This window comes from Bradyrhizobium sp. SZCCHNGR1005 (assembly GCF_032489995.1).
Lineage (GTDB): Bacteria > Pseudomonadota > Alphaproteobacteria > Rhizobiales > Xanthobacteraceae > Bradyrhizobium.
On record NZ_JAUEZC010000001.1, the window covers coordinates 566921 to 583055 of the forward strand.

General features: G+C 64.1%; 12 protein-coding genes. 8 read left to right on the plus strand and 4 right to left on the minus strand.

The genetic code is table 11. The annotated features are described in order from the left end of the window. Positions 1–23: 23 nt before the first annotated feature. The gene (locus QXZ85_RS02640; RefSeq protein ID WP_315706778.1) at positions 24–1661 is read right to left on the minus strand and encodes an isocitrate lyase; all 1638 of its coding nucleotides are present in this window, start codon (positions 1659–1661) and stop codon (positions 24–26) included. 215 nt (positions 1662–1876) lie between these two features. On the opposite strand from QXZ85_RS02640, the gene QXZ85_RS02645 reads away from it, so the two are divergent. The 3 genes from QXZ85_RS02645 to QXZ85_RS02655 all read left to right on the plus strand — a co-directional run bounded on the left by QXZ85_RS02645 (position 1877) and on the right by QXZ85_RS02655 (position 5608). Then, the gene (locus tag QXZ85_RS02645; RefSeq protein ID WP_315706779.1) at positions 1877–3325 is read left to right on the plus strand and encodes a short-chain fatty acyl-CoA regulator family protein; all 1449 of its coding nucleotides are present in this window, start codon (positions 1877–1879) and stop codon (positions 3323–3325) included. A 1102-nt stretch (positions 3326–4427) separates the two neighbouring features. After that, on the plus strand, positions 4428–4565 hold the full coding sequence (locus QXZ85_RS02650; protein WP_315706780.1) for a hypothetical protein: 138 nt from the start codon (positions 4428–4430) through the stop codon (positions 4563–4565). A gap of 611 nt (positions 4566–5176) precedes the next feature. Next, complete coding sequence (locus QXZ85_RS02655) at positions 5177–5608, plus strand: hypothetical protein (RefSeq protein ID WP_316173452.1); 432 nt, start codon at positions 5177–5179, stop codon at positions 5606–5608. 180 nt (positions 5609–5788) lie between these two features. Here QXZ85_RS02655 and QXZ85_RS02660 read toward each other — a convergent pair whose 3' ends face one another. Continuing rightward, entirely contained in the window at positions 5789–6625 is an 837-nt protein-coding gene (locus QXZ85_RS02660) for a hypothetical protein (RefSeq protein WP_316190050.1), read from the minus strand. 327 nt (positions 6626–6952) lie between these two features. Here QXZ85_RS02660 and pgm point away from each other — a divergent pair, with 327 nt between their 5' ends. From pgm to QXZ85_RS02675, 3 genes are all read left to right on the plus strand, one after another. Beyond that, positions 6953–8593 carry a phosphoglucomutase (alpha-D-glucose-1,6-bisphosphate-dependent) gene (pgm, locus tag QXZ85_RS02665; RefSeq protein ID WP_316173450.1) on the plus strand — a complete coding sequence of 547 codons (1641 nt, stop codon included), beginning with the start codon at positions 6953–6955 and terminating at the stop codon, positions 8591–8593. Between the two features lie 155 nt (positions 8594–8748). Continuing rightward, entirely contained in the window at positions 8749–10038 is a 1290-nt protein-coding gene (locus QXZ85_RS02670) for an MFS transporter (RefSeq protein WP_316173448.1), read from the plus strand. Between the two features lie 152 nt (positions 10039–10190). Further along, entirely contained in the window at positions 10191–11522 is a 1332-nt protein-coding gene (locus QXZ85_RS02675; RefSeq protein ID WP_409977832.1) for a lytic murein transglycosylase, read from the plus strand. Positions 11523–11618: 96 nt separating this feature from the next. Here the strand turns inward: QXZ85_RS02675 and QXZ85_RS02680 are convergent, their stop codons facing one another. Together QXZ85_RS02680 and QXZ85_RS02685 are read right to left on the minus strand one after the other, a co-directional pair. After that, a complete protein-coding gene (locus tag QXZ85_RS02680) occupies positions 11619–12956 on the minus strand; it encodes a hypothetical protein (protein ID WP_315765296.1) in 1338 nt (445 codons plus the stop codon). After that, positions 12940–13683 carry a hypothetical protein gene (locus QXZ85_RS02685; RefSeq protein WP_315767397.1) on the minus strand — a complete coding sequence of 248 codons (744 nt, stop codon included), beginning with the start codon at positions 13681–13683 and terminating at the stop codon, positions 12940–12942. The genes QXZ85_RS02680 and QXZ85_RS02685 overlap by 17 nt, the downstream gene beginning before the upstream one ends. A 252-nt stretch (positions 13684–13935) precedes the next feature. On the opposite strand from QXZ85_RS02685, the gene QXZ85_RS02690 reads away from it, so the two are divergent. Together QXZ85_RS02690 and QXZ85_RS02695 are read left to right on the plus strand one after the other, a co-directional pair. Continuing rightward, positions 13936–14124, plus strand: a complete 189-nt coding sequence (locus tag QXZ85_RS02690) for a peptidoglycan-binding domain-containing protein (protein WP_315706843.1) — start codon at positions 13936–13938, stop codon at positions 14122–14124. Positions 14125–14524: 400 nt separating this feature from the next. Beyond that, a complete protein-coding gene (locus tag QXZ85_RS02695) occupies positions 14525–16114 on the plus strand; it encodes an ABC transporter substrate-binding protein (RefSeq protein WP_315767396.1) in 1590 nt (529 codons plus the stop codon). Positions 16115–16135: the final 21 nt, after the last annotated feature.

Below are 16135 nucleotides of genomic sequence, written 5' to 3' on the forward strand. Positions count from 1 at the left end.
GTCTCCTGTAGCCGAACGGATTGCTAGCCGAACTGGTTCATCGTGTTGTGGGCGCCGCCCGCCTTCAGAGCGGCTTCGCCGGCGAAGTACTCCTTGTGGTCGTCGCCGATGTCGGAGCCGGCCATGTTCTGGTGCTTGACGCAGGCGATGCCCTGACGGATCTCCGCGCGCTGCACGTTCTTCACGTAGCCCAGCATGCCCTGCTCACCGAAATATTCGCGAGACAGATTGTCGGTCGACAGCGCGGCCGTGTGATAGGTCGGCAGCGTGATCAGGTGATGGAAGATGCCGGCGCGCTTGGCCGAATCCGCCTGGAAGGTGCGGATGCGCTCGTCGGCCTCGATCGCCAGCGGCGTGTTGTCGTACTCCGCCTTCATCAGCTCGGCACGGTTGTACTGGCTGACGTCCTTGCCGGCTTCCTTCATCGCGTCGTAGACCTGCCAACGGAAGTTGAGGGTCCAGTTGAAGGACGGCGAGTTGTTGTAGGCGAGCTTCGCGTTCGGCACGACCTCGCGAATGCGATCGACCATCTTGGCGATCTGCTCGATATGCGGCTTCTCGGTCTCGATCCACAAGAGGTCGGCGCCGTTCTGCAACGAGGTGATGCAGTCGAGCACGCAGCGGTCCTCACCGGTGCCGGGACGGAACTGGTAGAGGTTGGAGGCCAGCCGCTTCGGACGCATCATCTTGCCGTTCCGGTTGATGATGACGTCGCCGTTGCGGGCCGTCTCCGGCGTCACGTCCTCGCAATCCAGGAAGCTGTTGTACTGGTCGCCGAGGTCGCCGGGCTTGTGGCTGACCGCGATCTGCTGCGTGAGGCCGGCGCCGAGCGAGTCGGTGCGGGTCACGACGATGCCGTCTTCGACGCCGAGTTCGAGGAAGGCGTGACGGCAGGCGCGGATCTTGGCCAGGAACACCTCGTGCGGCACGGTGACCTTGCCGTCCTGGTGACCGCACTGCTTCTCGTCGGAGACCTGGTTCTCGATCTGCAGGGCGCAGGCGCCCGCCTCGATCATCTTCTTGGCGAGCAGGTAGGTCGCCTCGGCATTGCCGAAGCCGGCGTCGATGTCGGCGATGACGGGGACGACATGGGTCTGGAAATTGTCGATCTTCTCGATCAGCGCCGCTTCCTTCGCCTTGTCGCCGGCCTTGCGGGCCGCATCGAGGCTGCGGAAGATGTCGTTGAGTTCGCGCGAGTCGGCCTGACGCAGGAAGGTATAGAGCTCCTCGATCAGGGCCGGCACGGCGGTCTTCTCATGCATCGACTGATCGGGCAGCGGCCCGAATTCCGATCGAAGCGCGGCGATCATCCAGCCGGACAGATACATATAGCGCCGATCGGTCGTGCCGAAGTGCTTCTTGACCGAGATCAGCTTCTGCTGCGCGATGAAGCCATGCCAGCACCCGAGCGATTGGGTGTACTTGGTGGGATCTTTGTCATAGGCCGCCATGTCGGCGCGCATCAGCGCCGCGGTGTAGCGGGCGACGTCGAGACCGGTCTTGAAGCGGTTCTGCAGACGCATGCGCGCCACGGCCTCGGCGGTGACGCCGTTCCAGGTCGGCTGGGTCTTGAGCAGCGCCTCGGCGGCTGCGACCTCGCTCAGATAGGAGATCGGGCCCTGGACAGCTTGGTCATTGATGCCGCGCGGCTGGTAATTCATGTGCTTGATCCTCTTCGTTACGACCGTTTGCACTCTCGACATTTTTGACAGTGCATCGCGAAATACGTGACCAGAGCTAAACGCGAATCCAGGAAGTTCGTATAGATGGCTTGTATTCGAATGGTGATGTCATGTAACATCACCACTTGTAACAAATGTCATTTTGTAAATTTTGTCACAATATAGGTCAGCAAGACTGACATTCGGGACGGACGATGGCAGCTGAATCCGGGAAGAAACTGTTCGTTGGGCCCCGCTTTCGGCGGATCCGCCAGCAATTGGGCCTGTCGCAGACCCAGATCGCCGAAGGGCTCGGTATCTCGCCGAGCTATGTCAACCTGATCGAGCGCAACCAGCGCCCGGTCACGGCGCAGATCCTGCTGCGGCTGGCCGAAACCTACGACCTCGACCTCCGCGACCTCGCCACCGCCGACGAGGACCGCTTCTTCGCCGAGCTGAACGAGATCTTCTCCGATCCGCTGTTCCGGCAGATCGACCTGCCGAAGCAGGAGCTGCGCGATCTCGCCGAGCTGTGCCCGGGCGTGACCCATGCGCTGCAGCGGCTCTATGCCGCCTATACCGAGGCGCGGCGCGGCGAGACCCTGGTGGCGGCGCAGATGGCCGATCGCAACGAGGGCGGCGCCCGCTTCGAGGCCAACCCGATCGAGCGCGTGCGCGACCTGATCGAGGCCAACCGCAACTACTTCGCCGAGCTCGAGCAGGCGGCGGAGACGTTGCGCGACGAACTGAATGTCCCGGCCGAGGGTCTCTATGCCGCGCTCGCCGCGCGGCTGCGCGAGAAACACGGCATCGTCAGCCGCATCATGCCGGTCGACGTCATGCGCGAGACCTTGCGGCGCTTCGACCGCCACCGCCGCCAGCTGCTGATTTCCGAGCTGATCGATTCCCCCGGCCGCACCTTCCAGCTCGCCTTCCAGCTCGGCATGGCCGAATGCGGCCAGCAGATCCAGGCCATCGTCGGCCGTGCCGGCAGCCTCGACGACACCGCGCGCCGGCTCTACCGCATCACGCTCGCGAACTACTACGCCGCCGCGGTCATGATGCCCTACCCCGCCTTTCTCGCCGCGGCCGAGCAGCTCAGCTACGACATCAACGTGCTGGCGCAGCGCTTCCTGACCGGGTTCGAGCAGGTCTGCCACCGCCTGACCACGCTGTCGCGGCCGAACGCGCGCGGCATTCCCTTCTTCATGCTGCGCGTGGACAACGCCGGCAACGTCTCCAAGCGTTTCTCCTCGGGCACGTTCCCGTTCTCGAAATTCGGCGGCACCTGCCCGCTGTGGAACGTGCATTCGACATTCGACACGCCGGACCGGCTGCTCAAGCAGGTGATCGAGCTGCCGGACGGCACCCGCTATTTCTCGATCGCGCAGATGGTCCGGCGCCCGGTCGCGCCGCATCCCCATCCGCAACCGCGCTTTGCGATCGGCTTGGGATGCGAGATCCGCCATGCCGCGAAGCTGGTCTATGCCGCCGGCACGGATCTCGAAAAGACCGAGGGCACGCCGATCGGCGTCAACTGCCGGCTCTGCGAGCGCGAGAACTGCAGCCAGCGGGCCGAGCCGCCGATCACGCGCACCTTGATCCTGGACGAGACGACGCGACGCGTCAGCTCGTTCGCGTTCAGCAATGCACGGGAGTTGTGAGCGCTGCATCACACCCTCTCGGTCCGAGGCTCGGTGCGCAGAGAAGCCGAATGCACGTAACGCAGAACTCGGTGTCGTCCCCGCGAACGCGGGGACCCATACCCACAGGATGCGTTCGTGGCAGAGGCGCGGTGAGCTCTCGCACACCAACACCATTTGTGGTTATGGGTCCCGGGTCTACGCCCGGGACGACGCTGTGATTGCGGCTTCGTCCTCGCGATCCATGACGAGCAAGGCTCGACAATCATCGTAACACCTACACCCTTGCCTCTGATGCAGACGAGTTCGATCTTCTCGCGGCGCATCTGCGTCCGAGCTTTGCTATTCGTTTCGCCCTCTTCAATATCGAGGGCGCAGGGAAGGCCGGGAGCTCGCCGCCCCCATGGCCCCCGTGCGAATGAAAAGCACGGGGCAGGAACCACAGGTTCGGCCGAGACATCCCGGCCTTCCCTGCGCGATGGCTTTACGGCTTACTCCGCGCTCTCCCCAGGGACCGGCGTTCTTGCCCCTGTCGCCCGCGCAAACGTCGGCGCGAACTTGGCATCAGCACCGGGATGCCAGGACCACGCGGCTTGACCGTGCACATCGGACTGTTCGTCGGCATGATGAGATCACGCTGCAGCCCGACACGCCCACCGCATCCCGCACCCAACGTTTGTGACGATCGCGAAACGCCCCTCTTGATCGAGGCGGGATGCGCATAGACAAACACAATTTCTGAAAAATAGAAACAGGAATATTTTTCAGTTAGAGACTGGACAGGGGTGATCGGATTGAAATCCCGAGCAAAATTAGTTTTTAGGCGCGAGCAGATCGACCGCAACAGCTGCGCCCGGCCGAGGCATGCCGAGGTGATCACCAATTTTGCTGGAACGAGCAATGTTTCCTGCGCCGAGGTGGTTCGTCTTGAAAGCAAAACGAAGTGCCGTGAAAAGCAAAATCGAGCTGCACGAAACGTTTCACTAGGCGCAATGGTCCTAAACGAGCCACCGAGCGCCAAAAGTGCCATCGTGGACAGATACCGGCTATTTTAGCGGATACGACGACTCGAACAACTGAATATCCAAACTGAAGCTGCGGCTATTCGGGAGCGATATACGCAATGGCGCTGATGGGCTATTTCGATGAGAGCGCTGCCGACGCCAGAGCCAACGCAAAGCCGATCAACGTCAACCACCGCACAGTCATTCTCCCTTTTAAGGCAGGTGAATACAACTCGGCGCAAGAAGCAAGAAGGTAGTCAGTCAACCAATCTACCACCTGCTTGCGGCTGCACGGCGTGATGGACACAGGGAACCACAATTTCTAAAAATAAGAAATCTAATCGCAGCAGGACTGGACAGAGGTGATCCGACTGAAAATGCAGGTATAATGAGTTTTTTAGGCGCATGATCGTCGAGATAAAGCGATCGGCCCATCATGTCCTGATGTATCCGTCGAGAATGATCCAGAGCCGCAAGCTCGAATCGAGCCCAGCGCGGCGTTTCTTCGCCGCGGTCCGCTTCCCGGACCCATAGATGAGGGAAAACGGATGACGCAGCCCGCGCAAAGCCGGCCGAGGTTCACCTGTCCGCGACGTCACGCACGGCCGGGCCTGTGCCGGCGACGACCCGCGAGCCCCCCCCTCAACGCGCGGTGCGCGCACGGCACTTGCTTCCTTACAAGCACGCCATCGAACAGACTGCGGATCGCGTCCGCTGACAGCTGCTTTACCATCTCGGACGGCACGGCCCTCCCCCGATTGCCAATCGGGAGACAGAACTGCATAGTCCCGCGCGCTTTCAGCCGTTGAATTCGGCTGATTCGTGATGACGCGTGTTTTGTGATTCCTAGGGACGATTGAGGAAGACTATGGCGGATGCCGACCTGGATGCCGTGATCCGGCAGCTGGCCAAACAACAGAACAAGACCATTCTGGCGGCGGCGAAGAAGCGGCGCGACCGCTTCAGCGGCATGGCCGTCAAGGCCAAGGACAAGGACGCCAAGGAACGTTACAAGATGCTGGCGCGGGAGGTCATCGAGCAGGCCAATTCGGCCGCACGCCGGCTCCTGCTCTCGGCCGACAATGCCGCCGACTCCTATGCCCGCGCCATGCGCCAGGCTGCCGCCGCCGAGTTGCCCAAAGCCACTGAAAAGGTCGCCGGGAAGAAGGCGGAGAAGCCGAGCCGGAAGGCCCCTGAGTCGCAAGCCGGTGCCAAGGTCGCCAACAAGGTGGCCAAGAAGGCAGCCAAGAAACCGACGACGAAGACGGGCACAAAAAAGGCTTCCAAGAAAGCCGCCTGAACGGCGTCGCGCGCCTCCGACCACAGCTTCATACTTTCCGGCTCGTCTCGCGCGGCGACTCGCTCGAGGCGGCCAGCATCGGCCGCATCCTTCCCGAACGGCCTTGCCGCCGTCCAAGGCGTCGCGCTGCCGCAGCCGGCGAGCGCGAGCGCAACGTGACGCCGCGCGGGGTGATCACGCCTAGCGGGTGGGCAGCGGGACCTCGAACAACGTCAAACCCGCGATCTTGGGAAACGCTTCCGCGACCTCGGGCGTGACCAGCGCGACGACGGCGGCGGCGACTTCGCCACTGGTCAGCCGGCTGATGGCCGTCGACTGGCCTTCCAGCACGAGCACCTCCGGAGCGCCGGCCGCAGCGATGGCCGTCGTGATCCGCCCGTTCGAGGCGACGTAGCGATCATCGATCGCGATCACCTTGCCGCGCAGCTCCGAGACCGCCTTGACGGTTGGTCCTGCCAGCAGCACGGCGACAAGCCGTCCCTTCGTCTTGTCATCCGCCTGGGCCGATGCGGTTGCCGAGGCAATCGCGGTCATGCGCTCGGCAAGCGCTGTCGCAACCGTCACCTGCTCCTGAACCTTGTCGGGACTGGCAATGCCGGCCGCGCGTGCTTCACCGCTACCGCTCTGCCTCGGCTGTGCTGGCTGTGGCTGTGCTGACTGCGGCTGGGCTGGCTGCGGCTGGGCTGGCTGCGATGGCTGGACGGCGACCTGGGGAGCGGGTGCGGCCGTCGCGACCGATATCGGCTTGGCAACCTCCGCGGCCGGGCTCGCATGGGCGACCTTGGGCTTGATCGTGCGATGAACGGCTGGCCGGTGTCGAGCAACACGGCGGTTGGAAGACGGAGCATGGCGGGCTGCGGCTGAACGATGCTGTGTGCCCTGCTCCACACCCGCAAGCTGGCCTGCAGGCGGCTCCGGCGCACAGGCCGTGCCATTCAGATTGACGCATGGCGCAGCGGATTGCTGCGGAGCTGAATGGCTGCAGCCAGCGACTGTCAAGGCCAGGGCGCCTATCATAAGCGCTCTCATTTGCTGCTCCCCAATTGTTGACGCACCCGGTCCCGTTGCGCGCGTGTTGCGTTACGCCCCCAATCTTTTCGACCAAGCGTTAAGTCCAGGCTTATGCGGCCGGCGCCGTACGGCGGCGTGGTTAATGATGCCTCATGGCACAGCGGACGGACGCGTCACGGTGGTTTTCCGTTGATCGAATGGACGCCGCCAGCCATGGTAATCTCATGAGCTCACGCATATGACGTGACGGCGCGGCCTTGTTTCGCTGCGCTACCAGAACGTCAGCGGAACCAAGTGCCGCTGCAGCCGTTTCGAACTTGCGAAGGACGTTCGATGCCGAAGATTGACCCCGCCGCCGGCAAGCCCGCCACCAGCGCCGCGCTTGCCAACATTCCGAGGCTGATCACGGCCTATTACGCGCTCAAGCCCGATCCCACCGAGCCCACCCAGCGCGTTGCCTTCGGCACCTCGGGCCACCGCGGCTCGTCGCTGAAGACCGGCTTCAACGAGGACCACATCCTCGCCACCACCCAAGCGATCTGCGACTACCGTCGCCAGCAAGGCCTGGACGGTCCTCTCTTCATCGGCATCGACACCCATGCGCTGGCCGAGCCGGCGCTGGCGAGCGCGCTGGAGGTGTTCGCCGCCAATGGCGTCGACGTGATGATCGATGCCAATGGCGGCTATACGCCGACGCCTGTCGTCTCGCACGCGATCATCTCCTACAACAAGGGGCGCACGGAGCATCTCGCCGATGGCGTCGTCATCACGCCGTCGCACAATCCGCCCGAGGACGGCGGCTACAAATACAATCCGCCGCATGGCGGGCCGGCCGATACCGACGCCACCGGCGAGATCGAGCGGCAGGCCAACATCTATCTGGCCAACGAGCTCGCCGGCATCTCCCGGATCACCTACGCGAAGGCCCGCAAGCAGGGCTCGGTGCACCTGCACGACTACGTCACGCCCTATGTCGAGGACCTCGCCAATGTCGTCGATCTCGCCGCGATCAAATCGGCCGGCGTCAGGATCGGCATCGATCCGCTCGGCGGCGCCGCCGTGCATTTCTGGCAGCCGATCATCGCGCGATACGGGATCAACGCCGAGATCGTGAACGATCTGGTCGATCCGACCTTCCGTTTCATGACCGTGGATTGGGACGGCAAGATCCGGATGGACTGCTCCTCGCCCTACGCGATGGCGAGCCTGATCGGCATGCGCGAGAAGTTCGACGTCGCCTTCGCCAACGATACCGACGCCGACCGCCATGGCATCGTCACCCGCACGGGCGGGCTGATGAACCCGAACCATTACCTCGCGACCGCGATCGCCTACCTGTTCACGCATCGGCCGAACTGGCGCGCCGACGCGGCGATCGGCAAGACCGTCGTCTCCTCCTCGATCATCGACCGCGTCGCGCGCAAGCTGAACCGCAAGCTGGTCGAGACGCCGGTCGGCTTCAAATGGTTCGTGGAGGGCTTGGGCTCCGGATCGTTCGGCTTCGCCGGCGAGGAAAGCGCCGGTGCCTCGTTCCTCAAGCGCGACGGCACGGTGTGGACCACCGACAAGGACGGCATCATCCTCGGCCTGCTCGCCGCCGAGATCATGGCCAAGCGTGGCCGCGACCCGAGCGAGCTCTACAAGGAACTAACGGCTGAACTCGGCGCGCCCGTCTATGAGCGGATCGATGTGCCGGCCACGCCGCCGCAGAAGGCCGCGCTGAAGGCGCTGACGCCGGACAAGCTCAACCTGACGGAGCTCGCCGGCGATCCGGTGCGCATGGTGCATACCAAGGCGCCGGGCAACGGGCAGTCCTTCGGCGGCATCAAGGTCGAGACCGACTATGGCTGGTTCGCCGCCCGCCCGTCGGGCACCGAGGACGTCAACAAGCTCTACGCCGAAAGCTTTCGCGACGCCGCGCATCTGAAGCGGATTCAAGAGGACGCACAGGCCGCACTGGCGCGGGTGGGGTGAAAAAGGGGGAGTAGCGCGTCAGGGAAGAACTCTCCTCCAATTCGCTACGCCCCATTCGCTATTCGCCACGCTCCATTCCATTTGCGACGGGTGTCGCGCCGCGTAAAGCCGGTCATACTCCTCCCACAAACAACAAAGTGCTCCAGGGAGGAGACATGACCATCACCGGCGTCGCCGCGTCTGCGGCTACGGCACCATCTGCCGTTTCGCCCCGCAAGATCTTTTGGGTCACGTGGCTCGGATGGATGCTCGACGGCTTCGATTCCTCGATCTACGGCTATGTCCTGGTCGCCGCGCTGAGCGAGCTCCTGCCGCTCAGCGGGATCGCAGTAAGCCCTGCCAATATCGGACTGTATGGCGGCATCCTGTTCTCGATCTTCATGCTGGGCTGGGCCTGCTCGATGGTGTGGGGCTGGGCTGCCGACCGCTACGGTCGCGTCCGCATCATGTGCTGGACGGTGCTGGTCTATTCGCTGTTCACCGCATTATGCGGCCTCTCCACCGGCATCGTGATGTTCGCGATCTTCCGCTTCATCGCCGGCTTCGGCATCGGCGGAGAGTGGGCCGCCGGCACGCCGCTGCTGCATGAATCCGTGCCGGAAGAAACCCGCGTGCGGTACGCGGGCTGGCTGCATACGGCGACGCCAACGGGATTGTTCCTGGCGGCACTGGTCGCGCTCGGGGCGGCCGGAACGCTGGGTTGGCGCGGCATGTTCCTCCTCGGCATCCTGCCGGCTCTGCTGATTGCCTATCTGCGCCTCAACGTCCCCGAACCGCAGCGCTCGCGACCGCTCGACCCGAGCCAGCAATCCGTCACGGCGCTGTTCGCGTCCGGCCAGGCGCAGACGACCTGGGCCGCGGCGATGATGATGGCCTGCATCATCTTCGGCCTATGGTCCTCGAATTTCTGGGCACCCACTGTCATCATCACCAAGCTGACATCGGCCGGCGCCACACACGCGCATGCGCAGGCCATGGGAGCCGTCGCCGGTCTCGTCACCAATGTCGGCACCCTGCTCGGCTGCCTGCTGATGCCCGCCATCACCGAGCGCCTCGGCAGCCGCCGCAAGACGGCCGTGCTGTTCTTCGTCGGTGCGCTGATCTCGGTGGTCGTCGCCTACGAAGTCGCGATCGCCCGTCTCGACAGCCTGACCCTCTTCTTTATCGCTCTGCCGGTGCTCGGCTTCTTCACCAATGGCGTGTTCGGCCTGTTCACGATCTGGCTGCCGGAGATGTTCCCGTCGATGCTGCGCGGCGCAGGCTCAGGCTTCGCGTTCAGCCTCGGCCGCATCCTCGGCGCGGCCGGCCCGACCCTGATCGGCATGCTCGCGGCCGCGACCGGCAGCTTCCCACTGGCGATCTCCATGCTGTCGCTGATCTATCTCGTCGGCCTGCCCTTCATCGCACTGGCGCCGGAGACTGCGCGTCGGCCGCTGGCGCGATGAGACAGGCGGCGATTTGCCGACCCCAAGGGGGCCTCCTGTCGGCGAGACAGGCGGCCCATGGACTTTGCGGCCCGCCTTTTGCGATTTCCCTTTTCGCCGCGGTTCGGATATCTGTGGTTTCACAAGGACTAACCTGCGATCAGTGAGACCGAATGCGAAGCTTCTCGTCCGCTCTGCGAGCCATGTTCACCGCCGTCGCAGCATCGCTCGCCCTGCCCTTCGCAGCATCGGCGCAATTCGCCCCGGCTCCCGGCCCGGCTGCCGCGGCCGTACATCGTGCCGCAGCGCCCTCGCCGCGCGCGGCGGCCTGCCATAACGGCCAGAGCTTTGCTCAATTCCTCGCCGAGCTGAAACAGCGCGCGGTCGCCGAGGGCGTGTCGCAGCGGGCGATCGCGGAAGCCTCGCCCTATCTCACTTACGACCAGGGCATCGTCAACCGCGACCGCGGCCAGCGCGTGTTCGGCCAGCTGTTCACCGAATTCGCCGGCCGCATGGCGGCGAACTACCGGATGCAGAACGGCCAGCAGCACATCCGCACCTATGCCGCCGCCTTCGCCCGCGCCGAGAAGGATTATGGCGTGCCGCCGGCAGTGATCGCCGCGTTCTGGGGCCTGGAGAGCGACTTCGGCGCCAACATGGGCAAGCTCCCGGTGCTGCCCTCGCTGGTGTCGCTGGCCTATGACTGCCGCCGGTCCGAGCGCTTCCAGAACGAGACCATCGCCGCGCTGAAGATCATCGACCGCGGCGATCTGTCGCCGTCCGAGATGATCGGCTCCTGGGCCGGTGAGCTCGGCCAGACGCAGTTCCTGCCGACGCATTACGTCACTTACGCGGTGGACTATGACGGCGACGGCCGGCGCAACCTGTTGCGCAGCGCGCCCGATGTGATCGGCTCGACCGCGAACTACATCGCGACGGGGCTGAAATGGCGTCGCGGCGAACCCTGGCTCGAAGAGATCAGGGTGCCGCAGAGCTTCCCCTGGGACCAGGCCGACCTCACCGTCAAGGCGCCGCGCAGCAAATGGAATAGCCTCGGCATCACCTATCCCGATGGGCGACCGCTGCCGAACGATGCGCTCGAAGCCTCGGTGCTGCTGCCGATGGGGCGGAACGGCCCAGCCTTCCTGGCCTACGCGAATTTCGCCGCCTACACCGAGTGGAACAACTCGCTGATCTACTCGACCACGGCGGCCTATCTCGCCACCCGCATCGCCGGCGCGCCGCCGATGCGAAAGGCTACGGGGCCGGTGGCGCAACTGCCGTTCAACGAGATCAAGGAATTGCAGCAGCTCCTGGTCCGCGCCGGCTACGATGTCGGCAAGGTCGATGGCGTGCTCGGACAGCAGAGCCGCATCGCGATCAAGGCGATGCAGGTGAAGTACGGCCTGCCGGCGGATTCCTGGCCGACCGCGGAGCTGTTGGCCCGCATGCGCGGCACGCCGCGGGCGCAAGCCGCGCCTGCCTCCGCCACCGCAACGCGCTAGAACCAACGCATGAGCCGCCTCTGCGGCTCCTATCGTTCAGATCGACCGGCAGCGCCGCGGCGGTAGGGATCGTGTCACCGACAAGATCCTCGACATTCACGGCAAGATGGCGGGCGGTGGGTTTTCAGGACCGCCATACGACGCTAGCATCGCCGTCGCACGTGCCCGTGCGGCGTCGTAGCCGCGATAGCCGGGGCGCAGCCCGATTGCCTCGTCAAAAGCGGCAACCGCCTCGCGCAAGAGCGGCATGCCGGCACGGTGGGGCATCGCTTCGGCGCGTAGCATCAGACAAGTCGCCAGGTTGGCGGCAGCGTCCGCACTACGCGGCGCAATATGACGTGCGATCCGGAGAAGCGACTCGGCGCTCGATAGATCGTCCGCTTCGAGATGCGCCAAGCCTGCATTGACGAAAAGCGTACCGCCGTACAGCGCACACCCTACGCACCAATGCGCGCCGTCCCGTAGAACCGCCTGATGCGGAAACGTGGCGAGGGCCTCCTTGTATAACGCAAGCGCGGGCGCCAGTTCAGCGGGGTCGGTGAGGCGCTTCGAACGATAGGCAGCGAGCAACATGTCGGCCACTGCTCCCAGGTGACACGCTCTCTGCATTGACGCAATCGCCGCGGAATCCTCCTGCAAGGCCGCGGCCCCAGCGATGAGGGGTGTTGCGAAGCTGCTACCGAGCGCGCCCTCGGGCTGAATCAGCGTGTAGTCGGCGGCGTCCGACTGGCTGTAGCCGCTCGGCGGGGACGCCCAGGCGCTTTCGCCGCGCTCGGGATCGGGGATGCGCCGTTCGAGCTGGAAGCCGATCGCGCTGGCGGCTTGCGCCATGGCCGGGCAGAACAGGCTGCCGGCGTCATTCCCGACCGCGGCGAACACCGCGCGATCCCCCACAGACCCGACCGCCTCGCACAGGCAGCCTGAGGGTATGGGGCATTGCCGCGGCCGAGCTGCTAGCAACCGCCGCGCGTCGGCCACCAGCGTGACGTCAGCGATGGGCACGGGCACCCCGAAGCTCATGCACAACACCGTCGCGTCTGAGGCGGCGACCTTGCGCAGCGCGGAGCGAACGGCGTGACGATCCGGCCCGCCAGGACCGCCGATCGCATAGAGGTCGAGCGTGGCTTCGGGGGCGACGGTGCGCACCAGCAGCGCGACCGCAGTGCCGTGCGACAGGTCGGCGCCAGAGCGGTTGGGCAGGCACGCCGCCGCATCGTGCGCGAGCACGGGCACCGAAAGGTCGAACGCCGAATCAAGGATCGCGATGCGCCGCCCAAAACCGCGCTGTCCGCGTCGATGCACCTCGGCGACCGCATCCCAGAACGGGCCCAAGCGCGGAAAGGCCCAACTTCCGCTGGAGCGGTCGTAACCGGCGATCAGCGCCTCGGCCGCCGCGCCCGCATATTGGAGCGCCGGCTCAAAGCTCTTCGTCATAGGGCGAGACCTCCTCGAACGGTGCCATGTCGGCATCTGTCCCGGGCGCCGCTTCGAGTGGCACGACCTTGCCGTCCTGAAAAAAGCCGGTACGCGCCTTGTAGAGGAGCAGGCCGTAGGGATAGAAGGCCTGGCCCTGCGGATCGCCTATCGAGGTCGTGTAGGACGCAGCCGAAGTCGCACCGAACGAGATCGAGGCGTCGGCGATATCCAGCGCTTGCAGTGCCACCGCCTTGCCGGTGAGATCGACGCTGGTGTCACCGGTCTCTGACAGCACCAGCGCGATCGCCTTTGCCAACCGGACCTCCGAAACCAGTACGGTATCTTCGCCGAAATCCTTGCCGCCCCACGGGAGCGCGCGTAGTACCTCGCGCAGGTTGCTGATATAGCGCCGGCGCTGATTGGGGATGTGCAGCACCACGCCACCGCCGCGCCTGATGCTGAGCTTGCCACCGATCTTCGCATTCGGGTCAATCTTCGCCTCGGCGCCGAGCCCGAGCGAGACGGTGACGCCGACCGAGAACTTGCTCTTGGAAGAGACTGGGATTTCCTCCTCGACGATGTTCGCCGTGACCGCCGTATAATCAGAGAAATTGCCCTCACGCATGAAGATGCCGTCGCGCATCACGCCGATATCGCCCGGCACTATGCCTTCGCCCGGCAGCCAGACGGGATGGCAAAGCATCTCTTCGCGGAACTGTTTGGAGAAGAATTTTGGCAGCGACATCGATCGGCTCCCGTTCTTAAGCGGCGGCGCCCCTGGCACACGGTTCACGCATCTCTTGAACGGGACTCGTCAGCGACAAGAATTCCGAGGCGACAAGGGCGAAAGCGTGCAGTTGGAAAAGAGTGTTGCCAGCGTCGAGGCAGCAGCGCCGTACATTTTCCGTGTAGCGCCCCTACACAATTTAAGATTGCAAAACTCCAAGCTCCTTGCTGTTGATTTAGATCAACGAATGCTCAGTGTTCAGCGAAGCGGCTGAGTTCAATCACTGGCCTTGTCGGCAAGGTCGATGGCGTGCTCGGACAGCAGAGCCGCACCGCGATCAAGGCGGTGCAGGTGAAGTACGGCCTGCCGGCGGATTCCTGGCCGACCGCGGAGCTGTTGGCCCGCATGCGCGGCACGCCGCGGGCGCAAGCCGCGCCTGCCGCTACGGCGACGCGCTAGACGGCGCGCTAGACGGCGCGCTCAAAAACGCGCCATGTTCGTCCCATAAGAGCAGCACGAACGCGGACTTTGCTCGATGTCGCAGAAGGGGCCAAGGGACTGAACGCGGCAGCAGTGCCGGAAAGATGAGCAACAAAGTATCCTGTCCTGAGACGAGAAGTCGCAAGCTTCATCCAAGACAAGCTTCACTCAAGACAGGAATATTCCCATGACCAGCGAGCGATGAGCTCGTTGCACCGGCGAGGACCAGCGACGGTCATTTGTGCACCGAGCGCTTTTTATATGCTGAGCCGCTCTTGCCAGAACTCTGGCTCGACGAATTCAGAACGTCCCCCTTGCGCCAGATGCGCTGCGAGTGGTCAACTCCTGATCGGAGTGTTCCTGCAGCGTTGGGGAAGAGATGATGCTCAAGAGGATCGCGATTGTGGCCGGTTTGGGACTGGCACTCTCGGTCATGGCGGAGGCCCAGACACCGCACCGGGGCGGGACCATCCGGATGACGGCGCCCTACGGCTCAAGCTTCACCAGCATGGACATTCATACGACCCAGCGCGCCCAGGACGAGATCTATGCCAAAGCTCTGCATCGGTCGCTCTACATCTGGAATTCCGCTGAAGGCAGGCCGGTCTTGGAGCTGGCCAAGGAGGACACCGTCTCGGATGGCGGTCTCGTTCACATCTTCAAGCTGCGCGACGACGCTTATTTCCACAATGGCCGGAAGATGACGGCCGACGACATCATCTGGTCCTACACGCGCATCATGGACGGCAGCAAGGCCTATCCCGGCGCGCGTTTCGTCCGCATCATCGAAGGCGCGGCCGCGGTCGAGAAAGGGCAAGCCAAGGAGATCTCGGGCCTGAGGAAGATCGACGACTTCACGCTCGAAATGAAGCTGACCGAGAAAGTCGATCCGGGCTTCTACTTCTTCACCGCGCTCACGTCGATCTATCCCGCCGACGAGGGCGCCAAGGAGGACTTCATCCAGCATCCGATCGGCCTTGGACCATTCAAGTTCGTCGAGCACGTGCCGGGATCGCGCATCGTCCTCGAGCGATGGGACCGGTTCTACAAGCCGGGCAAGCCCTACGCCGACCGCCTCATCGTGTCGATCATGGGCGAGGCCGCGGCACGCGATGTCGCCTTCCGCAACAAGGAGATCGATACCTCGGTGCTGGGGCCCGCACAGTATGTCGCCTATCAGGCCGACCCCGATCTCAAGGGCACCATCGTCGAGGTCGCCGAGGTCTTCACGCGCTACATGGGCATGAATCCTGCATTCAAGCCGTTCGCCGACAAGCGCGTCCGGCAGGCGATCAACTATGCGATCGATACGGACCTGATCATCAACAAGCTGGTCAAGGGCAAGGCCTATCGCGCCACCAGCTGGCTGCCGCTGACCTCTCCTCTCTACGATAAGACCATGAAGCCCTATGCCTACGACCCCGCCAAGGCCAAGCAGCTGCTCGCCGACGCGGGCTATCCCACGGGCTTTGAATTCGAATGGACCACCAGCCAGAATGAAAGCTGGGGCTTGCCGATCGTCACGGCCGTCATCCCGATGCTCGACAAGGTGGGTATCAAGGTGAAGGTCAAGCAGGTCGAGACCGCGGTGCTGGCGGAGGTCGTTCGCACCGGCGACTACCAGGCCTTCATCTATTCGCAGCCGACCGGCCCGGATCCCCAGGCCGCGCTCAAATGCTTCCACTCCTCGACGCCGCCATCGGCCTGCAACTACATGAGCTTCAAAAATGCCGACTTTGACAAGCTGCTCGATGAGGCCGGGCAGGCCGATGATGCCGCAAAGCGCGACCAACTGCTGCAAAAGGCCAATGCCCTGCTCTATGACGAGGCGCCGGTCTGGTTCTTCAACTACAACAAGGCGGTCATGGCCGTGCAGCCGTGGCTCAAGGGGATTCAGTTGAATCCGACGGAGTTGACGCATCAGAACGTCGAGGAGCTCTGGGTCGACGAGACCTCGCCCGCGAAGTGACCCGCGCTCACGCGCTCCCTC